Origin of the sequence: Paenibacillus sp. FSL L8-0470 (assembly GCF_038008625.1) — a bacterium.
GTDB lineage: Bacteria > Bacillota > Bacilli > Paenibacillales > Paenibacillaceae > Paenibacillus_AQ.
The window spans coordinates 1,017,956-1,043,281 of record NZ_JBBOZM010000001.1 but is presented as its reverse complement, the minus strand read 5'-3'; the positions used below and the strand labels follow the sequence as shown (position 1 = coordinate 1,043,281).

Sequence of the window (25,326 nt, the reverse complement as noted above, 5' to 3'; positions counted from 1 at the left end):
CACAAATTACCGGCTGACCTAATCTTATAAAGCCCCAAGGGTTTTTCTTCTATATATGCACGATATATACGGAGAACTCTATTGCTGCGGCAATGCAAGTTCCCCAGGAACCCCGGCCCCCTTCCGTTTCCGGCGTTTGTCGCTGAACAATGCGAATACAGCACCCGGAAGCATAATAAGGCTGGCTAAAACGTAAGTTCTGCTGTATGCCTGTTCAGCTGCATGTTTCATGTCTTCTCCTGCACGCGTCAGGACGAGCTCCATCTCCCGGGTTTGCCGGCTCCGGTCGGCGGCAAATGCCTGCTGATCCGAAGGGGCAAGCCGGGCAGCAGCAAGCTCCGCCTCCTTCAATACCTTCCCGGAGGTTTCAGCCGGTGAGCTTTCCCCATTGGCCAATGAACCCGCCGCATCCGCAATCACTGTTTTGAGAAAGGGCTGGAGCACAGCATCCTTCTCCACTGCTTTCACCGCGCGGACGGAAGCCGCATGCAGCCCGTCGCTGGTATTTTGCTGCAGCACAGTAACGATAATAGCTACCCCGATCACACCCCCCAGTGATTTTGCCATATTCGTAATCCCCGATGAGATTCCCACCTTTTCCTCTGGCACGTTGCGCACGGCTGAAGACATCACTGGTGCCATGGTGAAGCCGGTGCCGATACCGGCCACAACCAGACGGATCAATACTTCCGGAAGCGTTGAGTCTGCATGCAGTCCGCTTAATGAATACATCGCTCCGGCCATCATAATCATTCCAACCGCCCCAAACAGCTGGCTGCCGTATTTATTGGACAACGGCCCGGATAGGGCTGAGCTGACGATCGAGCCCACCGCAAGCATGGAAAGTACAAGCCCGGCCCGCAGTTCGGTCATCCCCATCATCCGGGTCAGGAAGAAAGAGGTCAGCAGAGAGATATTCATCAGCCCCGCACCAACAAACAGCATAGTTAACGTTGCACCGTTAAACGGGGGAATTCTCAGCAGCGACAACGGGAGCATCGGCTCCTTCCCTTTCCACTGTGTGAGGAAAAAGAAGACGAGAAACAGAACCCCTGCAGCCAGCAGTAGCAGCGTCATCCGGGAGTTCCAGCCATAATCCTGAACTTTAATCAGCGCATAGGTAATAAAAAACATCGCCCCGGTTATCCCCAATGTTCCGCCATAATCAATGGATCGGCCTGCGGTCTCATCTCTGGATTCCTGTATAAACAGACAAGTAAGCACCACGCTCAGCACCCCCAGCGGCACATTGACAAAAAAGATCCATTGCCAGTTCAGATTTTGCGTAATAATCCCGCCAAGTGCCGGCCCGCTCGCAGCCGCAACGCCTGAAACGGCCCCCCATATGCCGATGATCAAGCCGTGCATCTCCTTTGGAAAGGTTGTGGTTGTCAGCGGAATGGTAACCGGAACAATGATTGCCCCCGCAAGTCCCTGAAGGACCCTTAATCCAATGAGCATCCCAAGTGATGTAGCAAAGCCCGCGAGCAGCGAGGTCACAGTAAACAGCACCACACCGGCGATAAATATTTTCTTCCGTCCGAATTGGTCAGCCAGTCTTGAAGCCGTGAGAATGAATACGGCAAACGCCAGATTATAACCATTCATCACCCAAGAAATTTGCGATACGCTGCCGCCAAATTGCCTCGTCATTTCAGGCAAGGCAATATTAATAATCGTCGTATCCAGCAGCGCCATGAAGAAACCCAGAACAATTGCCGTAAAAGAAAAAGCCCTACGCATTCTGATGCTCAATTTCATCTCTCCTTATATGTGAACTTAAGTTCATGTTTGAATTATATGAACTATAGTTCATGTTTGTCAATAATAAATTGAACTTTTGTTCAACTTTTGTTGACAGTAAAATTTCGCTCCTCTACAATCGGTTATAAGGAGGGGCTTTAACCATGAGTGAAATGGAAGACAAGACAAGAACACCGCGGCAGGACCGCAGCATCAAGACCAAGGAAGCCATCGTTCAAGCCGCCATGAGGCTTTTCTCGGAGAAGGGCTACCATCAGACCAATACGAAGCAGATTGCTGCGGCAGCGGGCGTATCCACCGGCAGCTTCTATTCCTATTTCATAGATAAAAGGGCCGTATTTATTGATGTGCTCAAGGACTATAACGAAACCTTGCAGGCTCGGATTGATGCCTATATGTCAGAGATCAACTTCCATAATCCAGATAAACACGCGCTGCTCACCCATTTGGTAGACAGCCTACTGCTCTCTCACGAGGTTTACATCGGATTCAATAAGGAGCTCTCCATTATGTATCTTAGCGATGACGATATTACGCAACTGATGGATGCCCAGTATGAGGTCGGCCGCGTCAGAACACTTCAATATCTTCAAATTGGCAAGGATGAGCTTAAAATTAACGATCTGGAAGCTGCTGCAATCCTCGTGTTTGAATCGATCAACGCCATTGTGGACGTGATTGCATTTTCGCCGCACCGTATTTCGATCGAAAGGCTGAAATCGGAGCTTGTCAATATGCTCGTAGGGTATTTGTACAAATGACGGGGCTATGCTGTCGGTACGGACAACCAACTCGCAGCACAAAAAAAGCGGCTTAAGCAGAAAACAATCTGCTTAAGCCGCTTATTACACTCTTTCTACCTCTTGCCGTAAACGCGGACGATCAGCGCTTATCCTTCCAGAAATTCAGCGGCTCCATATCCTTCGTAATAATCTCAAAGGTATAGCCTTCCTTCTTCAGTGTTTCGAGTACGTCCGGCAGCACTTTCAGTGTAGCTTTCTGATCATGCATCAGGATAACAGGATTGCTGTTGGACTTTTGCAGTTTATGGACCTGTTCCATAACCGTATTATAGATCCTGGCGCTGTTCTCCTTGTATCTCCAGTCGTTTGAGTCCACATTCCAATCCCATAGATGGAACCCTTGGCTAAGCACTCTGTCCCTGTAGGATTTGGTGAAATAAGGTTTGCTTCCGTATGGCGGACGGATCAGCGTTGTGCTGGAGCCGGTGATCTTCTTCAGCACCGCATTATCAGCTGACATTTCGGCAAGTGCTGCACCCGGAGAAGCATAAAACTTCTCTTTGCGGTGAGTCATACCGTGGAGTGCGAGTCCGTGGCTTTCCTCTTCAATTCGTTTTACTGCCGATGGATACCGGTTCATATTGGGTCCAAGCATAAAAAAGGTCGCCTTTACCTCATTTTTACCCAGAATATCCAGCAGTTGCGAAGTCGTTGCCGATGGTCCGTCGTCAAAGGTAAGATACACTATCCTTCCTTGCTTGCCCGGGGTTGTCTCCGGAGCCGGCTTTGCGCTGACAATCGGCTTTAATTCGCTCTTGAATTGGCTTACGAACGCGACATCATCCAAAGCTGCCGATGTATCCCGCACTCTTAGTAAATATTTATCCGGCTCAAAGGTTATCATATACCCAAGATAAGTACTTATCCGCAACGGAACCATCAGCGATCCATTCTGCACAAAGCTACTTATTTGAACAATAGTATCATTCTGGAGTTTGGCACCTCCGTCATCTTTGAGCAGTAAAAGGGATTTGCCGCCTCCGGCGATCTGAACCCCGTCCTGAAGCATGGAAATGTTCCACTTCAGCTTCTGCGCCAAAGCGCGTACTGGAACATAATAGTTACCTTTTACAGAAACAGCTTCTATTTCCGTCAGTGTGTCGTTCACACCAAGACGTAATGAGGGATTCGTTCCGGCTGCGATTGCCGTATTCTGTAGAATACCGAAACATAAGAATAAAGACATGAATAACAGCATTGTTTTTTTCATTCGCACAAGCAGTAATCTCCTATCTATGTATATTTATCTATACTTTATCACACATAGATAGATTTGAATTTGAGAGATTGTAACCGCCCAAAGAATATCTTGTTACTTTTTCACAGTGACAAAAGACATATTCTTAATATTTATCAAAAAATCGCAACAATCGTCGAAACCTGTCGCGGCCGCAAAAAGCGGTTAAAATCAGAGTTTATTACACAAATTAATTGTGACGAAATTAGTAACATTTGTGAAAAAGTGAACAAAATTTGAACAACCTTAAAATTACCTTAAACCGCACCACTACAGTGATCTTTGTCATACCTTACGACATTTGTAACAATTCGATCACACATATTTAACTTGTTCGCCATTATTAAGGTCTTATGTGGCTTTATTGTTAAAATATGTATTTTGCATTATGGGTAAGTAGTTCTTACTATAGATACAGGTTAATCTTTATTGGCTAATGAACGGCAATGAAAAGAAGTTTTGAAGGAAGGAGTTCTATATGAAAAAAAAGGGTCCGTTATACGCTTTGTTCCTCAGCCTAATCCTTCTTCTGCCGGGATGCAGTTCGCTCACCGTTCTGAATCCGAAGGGTCCGGCCGCACGCACTTTATCTGACACCATCATCCTGTCCATTCTGGTGATGATCGGGGTCCTGGCAGTTGTCTACATCTTATATATATTCGTACTGGTGAAATACCGGGCGAAAAAAAGCAACGAAGGTTACATTCCAGAACATGAGGAGGGCAACAAGGTTCTCGAAGCCATCTGGATTATTATCCCGATTATCATCGTAACCTTTTTGTCAGTGGTGACTGTAAAATCAACCCATGCGGTTGAAAATGTTGCAGAGGAATACAAGGACCAGAAACCATTGGTTATTTACGCCTCTTCTTCCAACTGGAAATGGCATTTCAGCTATCCTGAGGAGGGAATTGAAACCGTAAACTACGTCAATTTCCCGATTCACCGTGCAGTAGAGTTCAGACTGTACTCTTTCGGTACCATCACCAGCTTCTGGATTCCACAGCTTGCCGGACAGAAGTATGCGATGAGCGACATGCTTACAGAACTTAATCTCTCCGCTGACACTGCAGGTTCATTTATCGGCAAGAACTCGAACTTCAGCGGTAAAGGCTTCGCCCACATGGAATTCGAGGCGCTTGTGATGAGCGACAAAGAATATGCCGAATGGGTCAAAGAGGTTAAGGATACCGCGCCTAAGCTTACAGAGGATGAATTCAAAGGCCTGCTGGCTGCCGAACATCTTGGACGCAAAACCTATTCCTCCACCCACTTGGAGTTCAGCCCGCCGCCGGGAGACCATAGCGAGCATATGAGCGGGGATGGTACGGAAATGGATATGGATAACGGAAATATGGATCATCAGGATAACAAGGACATCCACCCTTCCCCTGAACCGTCCAGCCAGACCGAATTTGACAGCGAGCCCAACCCAGAGGTGAATGAGCCGCTTCCAAGCTCACCTGTAGAAGAACACACACACGAGGGCCACTAACTCGTTCACAGTTTAATGTAACAACCTGAAAGGAGCTACCCTAATGGATTTAGACAAATTTAAGGTTCACGGCGAACCCCTGATATACGGAGCAATGATCAGTATCGCTCTTGCGACCATCGGGATTCTCGTTGGGCTTACCTATTTCAAGAAATGGGGATACCTCTGGCGCGAATGGCTTACAACTGTAGACCATAAGAAGATCGGGGTTATGTATATCCTGGCCGCACTGCTTATGCTGTTCCGCGGTGGCGTTGACGCCATGATGATGCGTCTGCAAACGGCAGCGCCGGAAATGAAATTCCTCGATGCCCAGCACTATAACGAGGTCTTTACCACCCATGGTCTGATCATGATTCTGTTCATGGCCATGCCGTTTATCATCGGTTTAATGAACGTAATTATCCCACTGCAGATCGGCGCGCGAGATGTGGCCTTCCCGCGGCTGAACGCGGTCAGCTTCTGGCTCTTCTTCATGGGAGCTATGCTGCTTAACATTTCGTTCGTAATCGGCGGCTCGCCGGATGCCGGATGGTCGGCTTACTTCCCGCTGGCGAGTCTGGAATTCAGCCCTACGGTCGGTAATAACTATTACTCTCTGGCGCTGCAGATTTCCGGTATCGGGACACTGATCACAGGCGTTAACTTCATCGTGACGATTCTTAAAATGCGTGCACCAGGCATGACACTGATGAAGATGCCAATGTTCACCTGGTCCGTACTGATTACAAACATTATTATCGTATTTGCCTTCCCTGTGCTGACTGTGGCACTTGCCCTGATGATGTTCGACCGGCTGTTTGGTTCTCAATTCTTCACGATGGCCAACGGCGGGATGGATATGCTCTGGGCCAACCTGTTCTGGGTGTGGGGACATCCGGAGGTATATATCGTTATTTTGCCGGCATTCGGTATTTACAGCGAAATTATTGCCACCTTCTCCAAAAAGAATCTGTACGGCTACACTTCCATGGTTGTCAGTATGCTGCTCATCTCCCTGCTGTCCTTCCTGGTATGGGCTCACCATTTCTATACCATGGGCCAAGGGGTTATGGTCAACAGCTTCTTCTCCATAACTACTATGGCGATAGCTGTGCCTACCGGGGTTAAAATATTCAACTGGCTGTTCACCCTCCGAAAAGGGCGAATAACCTTTACGACCCCGATGCTGTACACATTGGCTTTTATCCCGATCTTCACTATCGGCGGGGTTACCGGCGTTATGCTGGCGATGGCCAGTGCCGATTACCAGTATCATAATACGATGTTCCTGGTTGCGCATTTCCACTACGTGCTGATTCCGGGCGCCGTGTTCGCCGTTATCGCCGGGTTCCATTACTGGTTCCCTAAAGTATTCGGCTTCCGCCTGAATGAACGTCTGGGCAAGCATGCCTTCTGGTGGATTATTATATCCTTCAATGTCACCTTCTTCCCACTGTTCTTCCTGGGACTAATGGGTATGACCCGTCGGATGTACACCTACTCAGAAGAGACCGGCTTTGGTCCGCTGAATATGCTCTCCTTCGCCGGTGCTGTCGGCCTGGCGATCGGATTTGTTATTCTGGTCTACAACATCTACTGGAGCACACGCTACATGCCAAGAGACACAACAAGCGATCCATGGGATGGCCGTACACTGGAATGGGCTACACCAAGTCCGATTCCTGCTTATAACTTTGCAATTGTGCCAAAAGTTCAGACGCGTGATGCCTTCTGGTCCGCGAAGCAGGATAATATTCCGCTCTTTGAAGATAAAATTACTAAAATCCATTTACCAAACAATACCGGGAAGCCATTTATCCTGGGTGTCATCTTCTTCTTCCTGGGCTTCTTCCTAGTATTCAGCATGTGGATTCCTGCCATCGTGGCCGGAATAGGCATCATCATCATGCTGGCTGCCATGTCTTTTGACCGGGATCACGGCTTCTACGTTTCAGCTGAAGAAGTTATTGCTACTGAAAAGAAACTGCGGGGTGAGACTGTATGAAAATAGATGCGTCCAAGCCGCTGGAATATTCAACAGAGGAGAACAGCAACAAGATTTTCGGTTTCTGGGTATTTCTCGGAGCTGAAATTCCGCTCTTCGCCACTTTATTCACCGTTTATTTAGTAATGGTCAACCGTTTCGCCAGCGGACCAAGTGGAAGCGAGCTGTTTGAAATCGGCCCGGTGCTGATTGAAACCTTCCTGCTCCTGTCGAGTTCGTTCACGATCGGGCTTGCGATCCATGCTATGCGTCACGGCTACAAGAAGGCCATGATGGTCTTTATGGCAATCACCCTGCTGATGGGCCTCGGCTTTATCGGCATTGAAATTGATGAATTCTTCACCTATGTTCATGAAGGGGCTACACTGCAAACCAGTGGATTCCTATCCAGTCTCTTCGTATTGCTCGGCACGCACGGTGCGCACGTCAGCTTCGGCTTTCTGTGGGGCGCAGCGATTATGATCCAGATCTGGCGTCAGGGCATTAATCCGGCTACCGCCAATAAAGCCTTTATCTTCTCGCTGTTCTGGCATTTCCTGGACGTTGTCTGGATCTTTATCTTCAGCTTTGTCTACCTGAAAGGACTGATGTGACATGATGAAGCAACTGTTCCCAATTCGCCATGTGATGGGTTATCTGGCCTCTCTGGTCCTTTCTGCCGCTGCGCTGGTTGTCATCTATGGTGATCTGTCCGATGGGGCAAATATGGCGGTTCTGCTGATTACAGCCCTTATCCAGGCTTCTCTGCAGCTCTTCGTATTCATGCACATCGGGGAATCCGCGGATACCAAGAAAGAGCTTTATATCAATATCGCTTACGCTTTGTTCGTTGGATTAGTTACCATCTTCGGAACCCTGTTCATCTTCGTATGGGGCTGGTACGCTTAAGAACTAGATAAGCTGGACAACATATTTCAGGTCCACTCCGGTCATCCGATCCGGGGCGGACCTTTTTTTTGTTTTGCAGGATGTTCAAAACATTAATCGCAATCTCAGATGTCTTTCAGTTAGCGCTGGTGAGTGGCTCCGGCGAAGAAATGAACATACCGCCATATATAAAAAGAAGAGACCACCGGAATGAAAGTTCCGGTGGCCTCTCCTTATGTAGCCTATATCTGCTGCTGCAGCTCTGTATTTAGAGTTTGAACTTGGCCAGTTCCTTCTGCAGGTCCTCGGCAAGTGTGGCAAGATACTGGGCAGAAAGCGACATTTCCCCCATCGCAGACAATTGTTCCTCACTGGCAGCGCTTGTATCCTGCACTTCCCCCGCGCCTTTGCGGGAAATCTCATTGGCGTGCTCCATGGCCTGTGATACGGCCTGCGATTCCTGTGAGACATGCCCGACAGCCTCTCTGATACCCTCCGTCTGCCGGACGGCATCATTAATTGAATGCTGTATTTCCTCAAACGCCTGCGAGACCACTTCACTCTGCGCAAGACCTTGTGATACCAGTTGTGTTCCCAGTGCCATTGAATCTACCGCACTGGCGGTTTGCTGCTGAATGTCAGTTATAATTCCGGTAATCTGCAGCGAGCTGCTTCCTGTAGCCTCCGCCAGCTTGCGGATCTCTCCGGCAACAACAGCGAAGCCCCGGCCATGTTCCCCGGCTCTGGCCGCTTCGATTGACGCATTCAGCGAAAGCAGATTCGTCTGGGTGGCGACTGCATTAATGGTTGTGATAATTGTACTGATCTCCCCGGACAGATTGCCCAGATTGCTGACTATTCTCTGACTCGATGCAACACTAGAGTCAATTTCTTTCATTTGCGCAAGGATTCGCTCAACAGCTTCTGCGCCGCGGTCTGTCGAGACAGCAGCCCCGGCCATCAGTTCAGCCATCTCATTGCCGCTGCGCTCGACGGCAGCAATATCCTCCGTCATGTTCTGCACGGATGCTGTCGTGCGGCTGATGTTCTCAACCTGGACATCAAAACCCACGGCTATTTCATTCGAGGTTTCGGCGATCATCTGCGAAGCGCGTGCGGTCTGTTCTGCACTGGCACTCATTTCCTCCGACGAGGCCGACAGCATCTCCGCACTTTCCGAGACCCCTTGCATCATCACCTTCAGACTATTCAGCATCGAATTGAAGGAACGGTTGATCTGGCCGATTTCATCCTTGGCTGTATAGGATGCAGCTACGGTCAAATCGCCCTCTTCTGCCCGCTTCATCAATCCCTGCAATTCTTTGAGCGGCTTCGTAATCAGCCGGGTGATTATAATACTGATCAGAATACAGAGAATCAAGGCGGCAGTAATCAGAATCGTGCTCATGGTTGATGAGGTCTTGGCGTCGGCTAAAGCAAGCTCATTATGCTTAGTCGCATCCTCAACCAGCAACCGGGATGTATCATCAAGCAGACCGACCATCAGTTTCCTGGACTCGCTAAAGGACACACCCGAGAAGATTTGATAGCCTTCAGTATTAAGATTCTGGTTGGCAAGCTGAATGATATTATCGCGCTGTGTCCGGTAATCCGGCAGCAACGACAGGTACTCATTGATTTTATTGCCGATTTCAGCATCCTGGAAGGCAATTAATTTCAATTGCTCCAACAGCTCATTATTCTTGGAAATGTTTTGTTGAATCCCCTCGGTCAGCTCTTTGCTCTTGACGGTTTCCTTGGTAAGTAAAGCTTCCAGCAAAAAAGATTCAATCGCCCGGTTGTTGGCCCGCAGCTCAGTAACCAGGTAAATTGGCTGCAAATTCCCGCTATAGGTCTCTTGGGATCGCTTGGCCATTTTTTGGGTGAAGCTGATACCAATCGTACCCAGACCAATCAGCATAGCAACGACAATTGCCACGAATAGCGCCATTTTATATTTCACTTTCAGATGTCTCATGTCCCATTCCCGCCTTTTTGTATCTTGCTGTTATCTTATTCATCGGCGAAAAAGGTCGAAATAATGATGATTTAACACGAAAAATGTCGAAAAAAACAGAAAAATATTCTAATTTGAGAACACTCGGACTGCTTAATGTCTAAAATAACATTCCAATGTAGTTTCACACAGCAGAATCCATGATATCAGCGGCCTAATCATTCCTGCAGCAGCCCGTATTTCCTGCGGAACCGCTCCAGCACCCTGGTCCAGCCACCGGCCAGAATTGCCAGGAAAAATACATTGGACAGGGCATGGGCCAGATCGAAGTAAAAGCTCGAGACGTATGCGGATAACACAAGCGCCCAGCTAAACGCATCCGGCAGGCTGATAATGTACCAGATATTCATAATCCAGCCGAACAGAAACCCCCAGATGAAGCCGAAGAGAAGCAAGCCTCCTCGTTTCTTCATCCACCAGGTACTCCTCAGCCAGCCCGCCGTCAGGCCCGCCATCCCCCAGGCAAACATCTGCCAGGGCGTCCATGGACCTTGCCCGAAATAAATATTGGATACAAGCGCGGCTACCGCCCCGATGATAAAGCCAGCCTCAGCCCCAAAGACATAAGCGGATAAAATGACAATAGCAGACACTGGCTTCACACTCGGCAACGCGGCAAAAGGAACCCGGCTGACTGCAGCGATTGCTGACAGCACGGCCAGCAGCACCAGCTCCCGCGATTCCAGCGGACGCCGCTCCAGCCGGATAAACAGCGGCAGCAATGCCGCTGCAAGCAGCACGAGGCTGAGCAGCATATAATGACGGTCCTTCAGCGCTGACGTAAATGCCAGACCGGCCAGAAATACACCTAAAGCAATTAACAGCGGAAGCCGGAATCTCGCCATGTTCTGATCACATCCTCAAGAGTCAATGCTTGCGGCAGCAAATCCCGCACCATGCGGTTTACCACCGTTGTATAGAAATAGTTGCTGCTGAAAAACTCCGCCGGAGCTCCCTCTGCGGTAATGCTTCCGTCAAACAGCATCGCGCAGCGGGTCGCGTATTTTGCAGCGAACTCCACATCATGCGTCACGATAATAATGCTTATGCCTTGCTCCAACAGCTGCCATAGCAAAGCTGCCAGTCTTTCCTTCGCCCCGGGGTCCAGCCCCTTGGTCGGCTCATCCAGCAGCAGAACGCCTGGCTTCAGCAGCATTACCATAGCCAGCGCCAGCTTCTGCTGCTGGCCGCCGCTGATATCATGCGGATGGCTGTCCAGCACTTGATGAAGCTGAAATACATCCAGCAGGGCTTCTATCTCCCGTTTCTCCTCCTCAGGAGACATGCCTGCATACCGGGCCATATGCCGCAGTTCTTCCGCTACCGTGTCATAGCTGAAATAGAGCAGCGGGTTCTGGGCCAGAAGTCCGGACTTCAGCCCTTTGGCACACTCGACCTTGCCGCGCTGCGGCTTCGCCAGCCCGCCCAGAACATGCAGCAGGGTCGATTTCCCCGCACCATTCCCGCCCATGATAGCCAGCAGCTCTCCCCGGTGCAGGGACAACGTCAGCTTACGCAGCACCTCCGGGCCGTCCTTCTCATAACGGAAGGTGACTTCCCGGCAGCTGAGCAGGGGTACTGCGGCATTGGCTTCGCCTGTGAAGCGTGAAGCTGCACAGGCTTGTGATGCTGCGGCACGGCCTGCTTCCACGGCTGGATGGGCGCCCGCAGCGGGGGGTGAGCCGCTGGTAGCCGTAGCTCCAGCAGGCGCTGCTGCTGCATGTGAATGCAACCAGCGTTTGCCCTCACGCACCGTCAGCGGAATGGATTCCAGCGGAACGGATGAGGCCTCCGGTGACAGGGCGAGGAATAACCGCGACGCTGTCGGCAGGTAGGCCTGATGACTTACGTCCAGGCCCTTCCCGGCTCCCCGCACGAATCCGCGGGGAGTATCCTGGGCCTGGAGAACGCCATCCTCCAGCATCAGCACCCGGTCGGCCAGCGGCAGCACCTCCTCCAGCCTGTGCTCGCTGATGATGACCGTCATCGACAGCTCCTCATTCAGCCGCTGCAAGGTCTGGATAAACTCGCGGGCAGCGACAGGATCAAGCTGTGAGGTCGGTTCGTCCAGCAGCAGCAGCTTGGGCTGAAGGAGCAGCACGGAGGCCAGATTCAGCAGCTGCTTTTGTCCACCTGAGAGCTCATGCACTGATTTGTACAGCAGCGGCTCCAGCCCGAACAGCCCGGCGATTTCCGCCAGCCTGCTGCGCATGACCGATGGCGGGTAGCCCATATTTTCCATCGCAAAAGCCAGCTCATGCCACACGGTATCCATCACAATCTGTGCATCCGGATTCTGGAATACAATCCCGATATCCCCGGCTGCTGTCTCCGCAGGCAATTCCGCCAGCGGCTTCCCTCGGTAGCTGATGGACCCGCTGTGCAATCCCACCGGAGCAAGCTCCCGTTTCAGATGACGCAGAAGTGTTGTTTTACCGCAGCCTGAAGGGCCGAGAAGCACAACGAACTCGCCCTCCTCTATCTTAAATGAGAGCTCATGGAGCGTGTCTCTCTCTGCATCGGGATACCGGAAGGAAAATCCTTCCGCCGCGATGATCGCCATAACCATTTCTCCTTTCCTTCCAGCCAGAGGGGGATTCCTACGAACAGGCAGAAGCCGGCATACATGACCGCCTCGCCTGAGCCCCAAGCCATAGGTTTCATGCGCGGATATATCTCAAAGATGCCGTACCCCTGCACCCAGCCAAGCACTGGAATTAAGCCGCTGAGCGAGAGCAGAGCCAAGACAGTCTTGTCCTGACGGTCAAGCCTGTAAATCCCGTACACACTGCGTTTGCGGATGCCGTAGCCGCGTGCTTTCATCGAATCAGCCGTCTGCAGCGCCTCCTCGAGCGACCAGGTTAGAAGCACCTTGAGCAGGGTCATGCCGTCCCGCATTCTTTTGCGCAGCTTTCCCTTGCTTACATCAATGCCTCTGATCTGCTGAATCAGGGAGATTTGCCGCAGCCGCCGCTGAAACAATGGCACAAAACGGATCGTCATCAGCGTCAGCAGGGCCGTCTTAGGTGCCGCCCCGGCGAACAGGTACATGAATTTATCCGCCGTTACCGTGTAGTTGTAAGAAATGAACAATATAAAAATCGTCAGCAGCACGGTCATCATCATCAGTCCGTAGAACACCGCTTCCAACGTAATCGGCTGATCCATAAAATAAAACAGGATGTGCGAGCCCCGGTGCGAGAACAAAGGATTAATCACGGCCACCGAGCCGGCCATCAGCAGGTAAAAAGGCAGCCCCCGCAGCAGCTTCCGTCCCTGTCCCTGCAGAAGCAGAAGGCCAAGCAAGCCGGCAATTTCCGTTACCAGAAACAGCGGATGAAACAACAGGGCAGCGAACAGCAGCAGCCCTGCATAGTATAGCAGGGCTACCGAAGGATGCATGGAGCGGAAGCCGCTGTTCATGGCGCCTTGGCTCCCAGATCTTTGCCCAGATCCAGTGTATACAGCCACTCAATTACATCTCCGGGCTGTACGGTATAGCTTCCGGCACCTTTGCCCGGAAACTCCCCGTTCACCTTGTACATCCAGCCGCTCTCTGCGCCATGGTCGAATTCATACAGATTGTCTATTCCCTCCACATAGGCGAAACCCTTGGAGCCCTGGTATTCCATCTGTATTTTGTTCTTGCGGGTAATCCGTTTCAACAGCTCCAGCGCACTTTCGCCCTTCTCAATTTCAAAGGCGGCCGGAGCCAAAATCACGCCGTACTCCTCGTCCCCTGTGATGGAGACGGTAGCTGTGCTCTCCGCAGCGGCGGGCTTCGCAGGCGCTGCCGTTTCGGACGGCGGCTGCGTAACGGCAGCCGCTGGCCGCGCGGTCGCTGCCGGCTTATTCGTGCCGGCAGATGGACGCGCGGTGGCTGCGGGCTTGGCAGAGGACTCTGCCGGGCCCGCACTGGCGCCGCCTGCTGCGCCGGGCGCCGCTGACGCCTTTGCGGTGGCAGCTCCGGCGGAACCGGCTGCCTTGCTATGCGCAGCCGGCGCCTTAGTGCCTGCAGGCACGGGACTCGTCACCGTGCCGGAAGCGGGGTCAGGCGGCGCAGGTGCCGCCGCTCCTTCAAGAGCCGCCGACGCCTCCGCGGAAGGCGAAGCGGCAGCGCCCGCCGGTTCTGACGGCGGGGCCGTGTTTGCTGCGTCTCCGGTTTGCGGAGACGCGGCGTTATCAGGGGCTGAGCTTTGTGTAGCGGTGGTATCTGCTACACTGTTCAGATCAGAACCGGCAGACTGCCGCTCACCGGAAGAACAGCCGGTCAGTAGCACCACCGCCAAGAGAAGAAGCAAGGGATAAAACAACCATCGTTTGGATTGCTTGGACATTAATTTTCACACCTCCGAAAAAAGGGAAAGGAACGGAGGCTGTCCTGCTGCTCCCCCGTTCCGTTCCTATACTCTATGTTTTCTTTTGAAGCTTCAGTCCGATGAGCCTGTTACTCTGCTCAATCGCCTTCTTAAAGATGGATTACACTTAAGGCAATCTTACGGCTACGACCGCCGCCATTTCTCTGGTTACGGCACTTGATGGGTCAAATCCTCCACTGAAGCCGGTCATATAACCGGACTCCGTTACCGCATGGACCGCTGACAGCGCATAGCTGCTGATCCGGCGCTCGTCTGTGAACTTCGCAGTCTGCGCCGTAGCCGCAGAACCGTTCTCCAGCTTGAACGCTCTGGAAATCATCACAGCCATATCCTCGCGGGTAATCCAGCCATTCGGATTAAAGGTTGTATCCGTAACTCCACCTACCCATCCGAGCTCTTTCGCTTTAAGCACAGCTCCATAATACCATGTGCCGGCCTTTACGTCGCTGAATACTGGTGCAGCCGAAGCTGCAGCAGGTGTCTGATCTGTCAGTCTCAGCAGCAGCGCAGCGAATTCGGCACGGGTAATATTCTGCTTCGGTGCAAAAATCAGGCTAGATCCGCTGACTCCTTCCATCAGCTTTTGCTCATAGGCTTTGTGAACGGAGTCCAGCGCCCAGGATGAAATTTTACTCTCATCGGCAAAGGACACACTGCCGGAAGCGGCTGGCGAGATGCTGAACAGCTTCGCCTCTCCGGCCAGGAACAGGTCGTACGCAGCCAGTGCCAGTAATGCCTGTTCGGTAGCCAGGCTGTTCCCGGGCTGGCCAGCCGAATGAGCATAGCCGCCAGTGCTTTGTCTGAATGAAGCCAGGTGGCTGAGAAGTCCGCCCTTAGCTTTAATAAATCTGGAGTCATTAGGACCAACTCCGGCAGCACTCAGGGCAATGATGACCTGTGAGGTGCTCTCACTGTTTTCTGCTCCCGAGAGCTTGAAGCCGCCGCCTTCAAGCTGCTGCTGCGACAGCCAGGCGATCGCTTTATCCGCAGCCGCTTTTACTTCCGCCTGGTCATTATGGGATGAGAGTGCAGTAACTGCCATAGCGGTAATGTCCACATCATCGGTACTGCCAGCTGTCAGCGGGAATCCGCCGTCTTTGCTTTGCAGTTCCAGGATGGACTTGATCAGCCGTTCCTTAGTCCACTGCGCATTCGCAGGTACAGCATAAGAACCGCTGTCCAGCGCAATCAGGGCAAAAATGAGGCCGTTGCTGCCCTGGCTTACCATATGGTCATTGTTATAAATTTGCTCAATCAGATTATACCCGCCAATACTCTGCGGATCACCGCCGGCAGCGGCAACAGCCAGCGCCAAACGTTCATAATCCGTAACCTTGCGGAACTCCCCTTTATTCGCGGCAAGCTGCTCCTTCACTCCGTTCAAATAAGCAGCCGGTACTGTGTGGCCGGAACGGGCGAGTCCAATCGCCTGCCAATCGCTGATCTCTTCGGCTGCCTGAATTGCCTTGGCAGTAGCTGCAATATCGCTCTTCAACTGCTGCGGCTGCGGCTCCCATTTACTGCGGTCCACTACGGCAAAGGACGTGAAGTGACTGACCTTTCCGGTGATCACCCCACTTTGCGCATCCAGCGCAGCGGGAACCGGAATCCAGCGGCCGGTGCTTTCGTCAAGCCATGCCAAAGCCAGATTGGCAGGGTTTACCGCCGTAACCGGAACTGTAATCGAAAGATCCACCGGCTTCACAAATTTCGTACCATCCGGTTTGAAATCATAGAGTCCCGATACCAGCTCAGCGCGTTCTGAAGTAGTCTCGCGTACGCTGATCTTCAAATTGCCGGACACGGAACCGGCTGGCAGCTGCAGCTTCACTTCACCGCCGCTGTCCTGCAAGGTTGCCGCCGCACCCGAAGTGACCTCCTGCTCGAAGACAGCCACGTTTGCCGCCAGCTTTTGCTTAAGGGCAGCCGCTGCTGCCGGGGTCATTTTGGTGCTCAGGTTCGAAACAGCTGTCGTCTGTCCTACTTGATTCAGCGGAAGGGTATTATCCGGGGTGATACCCACATTCACCATACTGCCGCCCGTACCTGCTGCTGCACCTCCAGTGCCGGAGGAACCTCCAGCCGATCCCTTCAGATCATCTCCGCCATTAAGCGTATAACGCCAGGCTACGGCGTCGCCGCTGCTCAGCTTATAACTTCCGGAGCTGTAATCCGGGTAGACACCGTTTACGGAGTACATCCAGCCGCTTTTCTCACCGCGGTCCCTTTCTGCTAAGCCATCAATCGCTTTAATGTATACACTGTCTCCGCTTCCGCCGCTGACAACCTTGCTTCCAAGCTGGCGGATTAGCAAGCTGTATGCGGTCTCTCCCTCGTTCAGCGTCATCTTGGTACCAGCCAGAATGGTTCCCTTAGTAGTGTCTCCAATGACTGTGAGCGTGGCCGATGCCGTCTCAGGCACTTCTACCGAAGCTGTAACAGTCAACGGCTGCGTGTAGCGGGCAATCTTAGGCGTCCCGCCTTCGACATAACCAGTCACGGCCAGCGTGTATGTTTTGGCAGGCAGGCCACCCTCAAAGGTTGCGAGCCCTTGCTCATTAGCAGTGATGGTTTTATCGCCAACAGTGACCTGCACTCCTGCAGCCGGTGAAGTCACCGGATCAGAAGTATACGTGTCATTATTCCAGACCCATTTCTTCTGCGTGACCGTAGCGGTGAATGCCTCACCCTGCTTCGGCTGCGCAGGCGAAATCTGTACCGAATCTACTACCTGCGTATTTTCTCCGGCATAGTAGACAAGCACTTTGTCGGAAGTCTGCAGAATATAATCATTTAAGCCCACATCCGGATAAATCCACGCCCCGCCGCGCGATACGGCAAAAGCCCAGTAACCCTGATTGTTATAGGCTCCGTTCTCGATTCCATTAATGCCCCCTACAAAGATGCCGAAGGAAGATTCCGTAACCTTTAGAGGAATGTTGTTCGCAGCTGCCAGCTGCTGTAGCGCATCAAACGCGTTATATGCTTCCAGCGCGCCTTCAGCTACCGGACCCCGTGGCCCTTCAATGGACAGATAGGAGGTTACATTGCCCGGAGCCACCTTCAGCGAATCCGTATAGCGGGCAATGTTTGGTGTGGCTTCCGCAACATAACCGGTTACAGCCAGCGTGTATATTTTGCCGGACAAGCCTCCTTCAAAAACTGCAACGCCTTGGCTGTCCGTAGTGACTGATTTACCGCCAATGGTTATCTTCACTCCGGCTGCCGGTGAAACAACCGGTTCGGAAGCAAATGTCGTGTTATTCCATACCCACTCCACCCCGGTAACAGTCACTTTAAACGTTTCCCCCGGTTTTGGCTGCGGTGGAGATACTGTAACGGAATTTACTGCCTGCGTGTTGGCACCGGCAAAATAGACAAGCACCTTGTCCTGTGCCTGCAGCTTGAAGTCACCCATGCCTTCGCTTGGGTAGATCCATTTCCCGCCGCGCGACACCAGGAAGTTCCAATAGCCGTCATGGGTTCCGTTCTTAATCCCATTAATGCCCGACACATAGCTGCCGTAGGAGGACTCCGTAATCTCCAGCGGAATATTTCCGGATGCCGTAAGTTTCTTCAATGCCGCCAGCGCGTTGGATGCTTGCAGCGCTCCCTCAGCGACCGGCCCCTCAGGTCCTTCAACCGACAGATGAACTGGTACATTCTTGGAGATTACCTTTACAGCTTGCGAATATTTAGCGATAGTTGGTGCATTGTCCGCAACATAACCGGTTACGGTTAGCGTATAGTCTCCTGCCGGAACACCTTCGGCAAAGACCGCTTTGCCGTCTTCACCGGTTGTTGCCTTCCGGTCTCCGATTGCCACTTCCACACCAGATGCACTTGAGGTTACAGGACTCGAAATATTTGTGGCATTGTCCCATACCCATTTTATCTGGGTAACCGTGACTGAGAAAGGCTCCTCCTCACCCGGCTGCAACGCGGACAGCGTCAGCGAATTCACCAGCTGCGTATCGTTGCCCGCATAATAAACGAGAACCCGGTCTGCTTCCTTAAGTTTAAAATCCTTCATTCCTACATCGGGATCAATCCATGCCCCGTCCCGGGACACAGCATATTTCCAGCCATCCCAGCCGCCGTAGATTCCGGCTTGGATACTGCCGATTCCCGTTACATAGCTGCCCGATTCATTCTTAACCGGAAGGCCCTTCTGGGCGGCCACTTTCTCCAGCACCTCGAGGACATTGCCTGCATATGCCATCCCTTCTCCCAGCGTGTTCTGCGGCCCTTCAATTACAAGGGGCACATACACTAACGGATTCGGAACCGCAGGCTTAGTGAAGTCATACAGCTTGCCGTTTCCGCCCCCGCTGTACAGGGTGTAGGCCACCAGCGCCTGCAGCCCCTGCTCTGTAGCAAAAGCATTTACATTTCCGCCCTGATTATGGGCAAACCCGCCGCCCTCTACACTGAAGCTGAGCAGTCTGCTTATCAGATCTGCTTCACCCTTGGTGAATTCTGCTCCTTCCGGGTCTACCCCGAAGGAGGCAAGGCCGATAATGACCTGTGCCGCGCTTTCGCTGCTGCCTCCAAAGCCACCGTTGCTGTCCTGCGCAGCAGACAGCCAGGCTACTGCTTTTTGCCCGGCAGTTGCAACCGCCGGATCACTCTTATGCGCAGCAAGGGCCGTTAAAGCCATCGCCGTCATATCCGGCTCGCTTGCCCCGGAAGTCAAGGCGAACCCGCCGTCTGCATTTTGCTTGGACAGGATCTCGCTGAGCAGCGCCGCTTTGCTCCATTTGGCATCCGCCCCAATAGTATAATTGCCTGAATCCAGTGCCAGCAGCGCATAGACCGGATTGTTCAGCGTCTGGCCGCTCATTTTGTCGCTGTTATAGATACGCTCAACCAGATTAAAACCCGGCTCAGAGCCGTTTCCGGCAAAATTCGCCGGATCAGCCCCCACGGCTTGTACCGCGAGCACAATCCGTGCATAATCCGTGACTGCGGCAAAGCTGCCGCTGGCTGTCCGCACCTTTTGCTCCAGCAGCCGGACATAACTTTCCGGTACTTTGTAGCCCGCCTGTGCGAGGCCAACCGCCTGCCATTCTGACGTCACGCCGCTGCTGAGCATATACTCGGCAGCCGCATAGGTCGCTCCGGCAACGGTAATCTGCTGCTTCGCTGTTAATGCAGCCGCAGCCGGCTCTGCGCCAGACTCGTCTGCTGCATACACAGCAGCAGTAACACTTTCCGTTCCTCCGGACGCGGTAGCGGAGACCGCCCCGGCAAACACTTGCCCTGAAGGAACAAGCGCTGTTCCCAGAATCGAAATAACCAGCAATAAAGCCAGGCCAAGCATAAAGGACTTGGCAGAGAGAAGAGTCTTCATCGTTAACCTCTTTCCGTGAATAAAATAGTGAAGCAGCGGACAACAAGAAGAAACGGCTATGCTGTCCATTTCAAAAGGACGGGGCCGTTTCTGCGAGAGAGAAGGATAACATACAGCACCGGCTTATACTTCATCCTCATCCCTCAAAAAAACCGCCCCTGCTAAGGGCGGCCTCGGAAGAATACAAATGAAGCACGGGGGTGCTCAAGCTCCGCCACCACATCCATTTGTAATGTTCCGCATTCTTACCCCACGAAGAATAGAAACGTTCAAGAAAAAGGCAGGTCTCCTGGCTTATGCTTCACAGCTTCCCTCCGCCTTCCCGTCCTTGCTTCACAGGACAGTGGCACCCTTAAGAGTCGCTCCGCATTTACAGTGGCGGGACCGCGCCGGACTTGCACCGGACTTCCCTTTTAAGCAAATTCTACTGGATAGAATCTGCACCCTTTTCACTAGACTATCAAATTTTAATATTCATAATCATATCCACTATTCCCTTGTATGTCTATAGAAAAGCTGTTCCAATGCCGCCCGTTGCCGGCTGAGCCCTTTTCGAAAGCATCAAACACACTCTTCGTTGATCCCAACCTGTCTGCACGCAGTTCATCATTAGTAGCGGAAAAAATGCCCGCTAAGTTTTGGCTACTCCCACATTAATAAGGATTAGGCGGATTTACACCCGCTATTATTTCGTAAAACGCCACATAAGGCTCAACCGGATAATTTAGCGGTAGTATATCGTCTTATACAACTTATTTTCAATATACACTCCACATTAGAGGGAGAGAATCCCTTTACAGGGTGATCCGTCATAACCAACGCCGGAGCTCTGTGAAAGAAGAAAAATCCTGAACACGCATCTGCCCTGCTCTCTCCGGGCAAAACATGCGGTTCAGGATTTTTGTCTGTTTATATCGCTTTACTCAGGAGCCTCGGTTGCTGCTCCGCCATCATCCGTAGGCGTTGCAGTCGCAGTTGCAGTAGGCTGTGCACTCGGTGTAGGAGCTGCCGTAAGTGCTGGATCCGACTGCAGAGTCAGCTTATAATCGCCCGCGATGATCATGTTGCCCTCGGCCAGCTTAGCCCCCGGTTCCAGATCCACAGTGACTTGGTACGAAGCTCCCCCGGTCTCTCCCGGCGAAGGCGCGGATGACACAGCCGGGGACGCGCCGGCTTCTGTTCCGGCGTTCGCGGTCCCTGTCGCGCCGGCTTCCGTTCCGGCGTTCGCGTTCCCGGTCGCGCCGGCTTCTGTTCCGGCGTTCGCGGTCCCTGTCGCGCCGGCTTCCGTTCCGGCGTTCGCGGTCCCTGTCGCGCCGGCTTCCGTTCCGGCGTTCGCGGTCCCTGTCGCGCCGGATTCCGTTCCGGCGTTCGCGTTCCCGGTCGCGTCGGCTTCCGTTCCGGCTGACGCATCCGGCGTTGCCGTTCCACTGCCGCCGTTCATGCCGGCGGCCCCCGCATCCGGCGACGGAGCGAGACACCGGCTCGACGTCGCCGTGACCTTGTAGACCTCCGGATCCCCACCGGAGGCTGCTACACTGATCTCCGCCGGAGTAAAGGCGGTGCATTCTTCAGCGTCAGCAAAGGTGAATACCAGTCTGCTGCCCGCGCCTTCTCCGCTGCCGCTAAGATACACGGCAGCAGGCGGGTGGCCGCCGTCCGGTGCTGCGCTGCCCTCCGGCAGAGCCGTGTCCGGGCTGTCCGGCCGCAGCAGGCTGATGGCGATAATAACGCCAATCAGTACGATCCCCAGAATGGAGCCGGAGATCAGGAGTTGAAATCGGCTGCGGCTAACCCACCGCGCCAGCGGCGAAGCCAGCTGGGAGCGGGCTTCGTTATATACATTTTGCAGAGCAGGCCCAGCAGCGGAGACATAGCTTTTGCGGAAATCCCTGCTCTTGAAGGCTTCACGGTCGCTGTTCAGGAAATACTTTAGAATCGCCCGGCGGTAGCCCGGGTATAGCTTCTTCTTCGACACCGTGAACAGCCGGTTGTTCTGTGACCAGGCCAGGAAACGGTATACCGTTTCTTTGTCGCCGTCCGCTTTGCGCTTGACCAGATCCAGCAGCGCATCATAATCCAGCGGGCCGCTCTCGCGGTCACTATTGTGATAGAAAGCGAGCGGCAAGCGTTCGAACGGCTCCACACTTCGTGATTCCTTCAGCCAGCGCCGTCCGAGCAGCTGTACATCATCCAGCTCCTTTGGTGACAATCCGGCAAAAAGTTCCTCATCAGGACTCTCCTCCCCGAACCAGCGGTAGGCAGCGCGTAGCGCATTGGATTTTTGCCTGCTGATGGAATCAAGCGGCGGCTGCCAATCCGCCGTATCCCGGTAGCGCAGGAACGAAATCTCCAGCAGCTGCTCCTGTGTCAGCTCGCTGAGCGATACACGGTTCAGCAGGAAGCGGTCCGCTGCCGCCATCAGCTCCTTCAGCAGCGAAAGCGCCTCAGGGTTGAACCCGCTGCCTCTGCGGCGCTCTTTTTCCGCCTTCTCTACAGAGTCATGAATCGAGGCCACCGCCGCAACCGGATCTTTGTCACGCTGCAGCTTCTCCAGCAAATAATCGCTGATTGTATCACGGACAAACGACTGCTGCAGCGCCTCTGGAAGAAACCGGCCCCAATGGGCGACAAACCGTAAAATGTCAGACGATTGCGCTGCAGCAGCCAACCGGGATTCCATATACGGTTCCAGCAGCGCCTTGCGGAAAATAGGCTGGGCCAGCACTCTTTTAAAGAAAGCTGCACTCAGCTCGTCATTGCTCTCGATGATAGTGTAAGCCGCCGCCAATGTATCATCCCGGTCCGCAGACCGGGCATTCAGCATACCGTTGATGAAATAATCGACCACTTTGACCCGGTAATTATGGCCCTTCAGCACAAAATACTCCATAAAACGCTCCATAATCTCCGGCTGAGGAATCCCCTTTTTGCGGATCAGGTCATACTCACGGTCGAAGCGCTCCAGGAACATATCGTTCAGCCGTACCCGGGACTCCAGCGCCCCCTCCGGCTTGAGGTAGGACAGCAGGCCGCTGAGCACAGCATTTTTGTTGTCCGTGTACAAGCTTTCATTGCCCTGCTCAATCTCATAAAAAACCGCCAGCTCATTATAAAGCGCCAACTGCAGCTTGCGGTCCACGTTCTCACCGGGCAGCAGCGAATCAGCGAACCGGGCAAAGTCATCTAAGCTGCCCTTGTTCTTCAGCGTTTTCCATACCAGATCGGCATAAGGCTGCTGCGAGTCAGCGAAATCGGCATTCAGGGTCCGGCCCGAAGCCAGATCGAAGATAAAATCCTTCTCGATACTGCGGTCCCCGGGACGGAGCGATCCTTTTTCTACAAAGGTAAGATCGATATATTTGCGGCTTTTTGGCTCGTTTGCATAGGTGAGTACCCCTAGCCTGCGGCGGAAATCATACGGCAAAGCCCCGTAAATAATCTCCGTAAGCTCCAGCGCCCGCTGCGATAGCTCTGCGATGGGAACATCGAGGGCAACATAACTTTTTTTCTTGCTTGCCACAGAGATCATGACCGCCTGCAGCAGCGCCTTGAACAATGCTTCGCTGAACCCGAGACTGCCCAGCACCGTTAGCGGATCAGCCTGTCCTTCACGCTGTAGGGCCGGAATATCGGCCAACTCCGGCAAGGTTCCTCCAAGCTCTCCTTCATAGCTCCCGGCAAAATCAGCATGCAGCCAATCCCCATAGCTCTGAATAATTTCCTCGGCGCGTGTCGGAGGCACTACAAAGTTATGGGCAAAAAAAGCACTCCGCTGCCCGGTAAAATCAGTCGCCTGATAGCGGCTTTGCCCGATCACCGTGTCGTTTGTTTCCGTATGGAATAAATGCAGCGCGGCCGGATACAGCTCCTCATTTTTTTCGCCGCGCGCCGCCAGCTCAGCCGGGGCATCATAAAGGCAGAAAGGATGAATGATTTTTTTGACAAAATTATTGTCCAGGCTCTCCGACTTCGCTACAGTATCGAATCCTTCGGTTGCCCGGTATACGCCCCGCCGCTCGCGGGTATACATTTGCTGGGTGATCCTGGACCCTGAGAATCTGTTCACGGCCCGTCGCTCCCCTCAATATAGTTCAGCTTATGCAGCAACCAGATAAACGGCTCGTCCACACGGATCGGGCTGACGACACCCTCTATCTTTTGGTTGACCGGATTGCTGCCCAGCGCGGAGACGGCAAAATACCCCGTATTGGCAAAATACACATCCATCGTATCTTTGAACGGACGGTCTACCTTGCCGATAAAGCGGCGGATTTCACCGTCGATGTTCTGGAATTCATCCAGGTTCAGCGTGTTGCGGTGCACATAGTTGTTGAATACATTGCTGTTGGACTTGATGTAGTCGCCATCTTCATCCTTCAGCGAATGCAGCATGTCGCTTTTGGCAAGCACGACGGCCGTCGGGATATCGGTCTTGCTCTTCTCCTGGTAGGCGATGAAATCGCCGAACATCGTCAGCACCACATCACGCGGCTCATCATACTGCGAGACCCATTCCCCGGGACGGTCGCCGTAATTAATCTTGATCTTCTCCCGGATAGAGCGGATCTGCAAGGGATCGACCATGAACAGGATTCCCGCGGAGTTCTTGATATGCTGGCCATGCAGCCCAAGGTAATCCTGATCGACCATGCCTTCACCGGCAACATCGAAGAATACCAGTGTCAGCGGCGGCTTCTCTTCATCCTTGAACACAAATTGAAAAATAAACGGCTCCTGCATCTTCTCCTTCTGTGTTGAGGCCAGCAAATCGCCGCGCTCAAACAGCGGTTCTTCGTACAGGGTGCGGAACTTGCGGCTGATTTCAGCATTCAATGGCATGCAGGCCGCGTCGAAATGCCCAGCAGTCGTATGCTGCAGTGTATGGATCAGCGAGGTCATGTACACCGACTTCCCGACCTGGGAGGCGCCGATGATCGAGATAATGTTGCTTGGCACCTTGCCGGCGGTCACGGGGAGCTCGTTATGGCAGGACGGGCACAGCCGTCTGCGCGTAAGCACACCATAGCGGTCGGTGAGACCGGTCAGCACATGATCAGTATAGTGGTGATATTCCTCGGGAATATCAGCCGGATTAAGCACAGCCTCCATATCATCGACAGTATCGAGGCCGAAACGCTCACGGTATTTATTCAGTGCATCATCTTCGCCGAGCGCATAATTCTCATCATCCTCACGGCTGTGCATGGCCCGAAAAACAACGTCCTCCGGCGAAAACTTGGTGAAGCAGTACGGACAGACAATATCATAAAAAAGCGGCCGCGCCTGCGGCTGATTTTTCTTCTTAAATCGGCTGAAAAAAGACATCTCTCATCCTCCTAAAAGTTCTGTCTGCATCACTTGTTAGTAAGTGCCTACAAAACTAAGTTCCAACAATTTGATCTGCTATGACCTGATGTAGTCTAA

Annotated in this window: 15 protein-coding genes and 1 riboswitch; of the genes, 5 read left to right on the top strand and 10 right to left on the bottom strand. The window is 52.8% G+C overall.

Annotated elements, in window-relative coordinates; translation table 11 throughout:
• Window positions 1-78: 78 nt before the first annotated feature.
• Complete coding sequence (locus NST99_RS04790; RefSeq protein WP_445744948.1) at window positions 79-1,761, bottom strand: MFS transporter; 1,683 nt, start codon at window positions 1,759-1,761, stop codon at window positions 79-81.
• 146 nt (window positions 1,762-1,907) lie between these two features.
• Here NST99_RS04790 and NST99_RS04785 point away from each other — a divergent pair, with 146 nt between their 5' ends.
• Window positions 1,908-2,525, top strand: coding sequence for a TetR/AcrR family transcriptional regulator (locus NST99_RS04785; RefSeq protein WP_341090009.1), 618 nt, complete (start codon window positions 1,908-1,910; stop codon window positions 2,523-2,525).
• A gap of 121 nt (window positions 2,526-2,646) precedes the next feature.
• Here the strand turns inward: NST99_RS04785 and NST99_RS04780 are convergent, their stop codons facing one another.
• The gene (locus NST99_RS04780) at window positions 2,647-3,753 is read right to left on the bottom strand and encodes a polysaccharide deacetylase (protein ID WP_341090008.1); all 1,107 of its coding nucleotides are present in this window, start codon (window positions 3,751-3,753) and stop codon (window positions 2,647-2,649) included.
• A 529-nt stretch (window positions 3,754-4,282) separates the two neighbouring features.
• On the opposite strand from NST99_RS04780, the gene qoxA reads away from it, so the two are divergent.
• Genes qoxA through qoxD form a run of 4 tightly spaced genes read left to right on the top strand, consistent with a single transcriptional unit; the run spans window position 4,283 to window position 8,174 of the window.
• Entirely contained in the window at window positions 4,283-5,299 is a 1,017-nt protein-coding gene (gene qoxA, locus NST99_RS04775) for a cytochrome aa3 quinol oxidase subunit II (RefSeq protein WP_341090007.1), read from the top strand.
• A gap of 43 nt (window positions 5,300-5,342) precedes the next feature.
• Complete coding sequence (gene qoxB / locus NST99_RS04770; protein ID WP_038586390.1) at window positions 5,343-7,286, top strand: cytochrome aa3 quinol oxidase subunit I; 1,944 nt, start codon at window positions 5,343-5,345, stop codon at window positions 7,284-7,286.
• Window positions 7,283-7,879, top strand: a complete 597-nt coding sequence (gene qoxC / locus NST99_RS04765) for a cytochrome aa3 quinol oxidase subunit III (RefSeq protein WP_341090006.1) — start codon at window positions 7,283-7,285, stop codon at window positions 7,877-7,879. Before qoxB ends, qoxC begins: the two co-directional genes overlap by 4 nt.
• A gap of 1 nt (window position 7,880) precedes the next feature.
• A complete protein-coding gene (gene qoxD, locus NST99_RS04760) occupies window positions 7,881-8,174 on the top strand; it encodes a cytochrome aa3 quinol oxidase subunit IV (protein ID WP_081965692.1) in 294 nt (97 codons plus the stop codon).
• A 247-nt stretch (window positions 8,175-8,421) separates the two neighbouring features.
• On the opposite strand, the gene NST99_RS04755 is transcribed toward qoxD, so the two are convergent.
• The 8 genes from NST99_RS04755 to NST99_RS04720 form a co-directional block, all read right to left on the bottom strand.
• Complete coding sequence (locus NST99_RS04755) at window positions 8,422-10,131, bottom strand: methyl-accepting chemotaxis protein (RefSeq protein WP_341090005.1); 1,710 nt, start codon at window positions 10,129-10,131, stop codon at window positions 8,422-8,424.
• A 197-nt stretch (window positions 10,132-10,328) separates the two neighbouring features.
• Complete coding sequence (locus NST99_RS04750; protein WP_341090004.1) at window positions 10,329-11,015, bottom strand: ECF transporter S component; 687 nt, start codon at window positions 11,013-11,015, stop codon at window positions 10,329-10,331.
• Window positions 10,988-12,733, bottom strand: a complete 1,746-nt coding sequence (locus tag NST99_RS04745; RefSeq protein WP_341090003.1) for an ABC transporter ATP-binding protein — start codon at window positions 12,731-12,733, stop codon at window positions 10,988-10,990. Before NST99_RS04745 ends, NST99_RS04750 begins: the two co-directional genes overlap by 28 nt.
• Window positions 12,649-13,593, bottom strand: coding sequence for an energy-coupling factor transporter transmembrane component T (locus NST99_RS04740; RefSeq protein WP_341090001.1), 945 nt, complete (start codon window positions 13,591-13,593; stop codon window positions 12,649-12,651). The genes NST99_RS04745 and NST99_RS04740 overlap by 85 nt, the downstream gene beginning before the upstream one ends.
• Complete coding sequence (locus tag NST99_RS04735; protein ID WP_341090000.1) at window positions 13,590-14,507, bottom strand: DUF4430 domain-containing protein; 918 nt, start codon at window positions 14,505-14,507, stop codon at window positions 13,590-13,592. Before NST99_RS04735 ends, NST99_RS04740 begins: the two co-directional genes overlap by 4 nt.
• A 148-nt stretch (window positions 14,508-14,655) precedes the next feature.
• Window positions 14,656-19,902, bottom strand: a complete 5,247-nt coding sequence (locus NST99_RS04730; RefSeq protein WP_341089999.1) for a DUF4430 domain-containing protein — start codon at window positions 19,900-19,902, stop codon at window positions 14,656-14,658.
• A gap of 262 nt (window positions 19,903-20,164) precedes the next feature.
• A riboswitch (cobalamin riboswitch) is annotated at window positions 20,165-20,365 on the bottom strand.
• A 456-nt stretch (window positions 20,366-20,821) separates the two neighbouring features.
• Window positions 20,822-23,968: a GAP1-N2 domain-containing protein gene (locus tag NST99_RS04725; RefSeq protein WP_341089998.1), complete on the bottom strand. Its 3,147-nt coding sequence runs from the start codon at window positions 23,966-23,968 to the stop codon at window positions 20,822-20,824.
• The gene (locus tag NST99_RS04720; RefSeq protein ID WP_038586374.1) at window positions 23,965-25,227 is read right to left on the bottom strand and encodes a hypothetical protein; all 1,263 of its coding nucleotides are present in this window, start codon (window positions 25,225-25,227) and stop codon (window positions 23,965-23,967) included. Before NST99_RS04720 ends, NST99_RS04725 begins: the two co-directional genes overlap by 4 nt.
• Window positions 25,228-25,326: the final 99 nt, after the last annotated feature.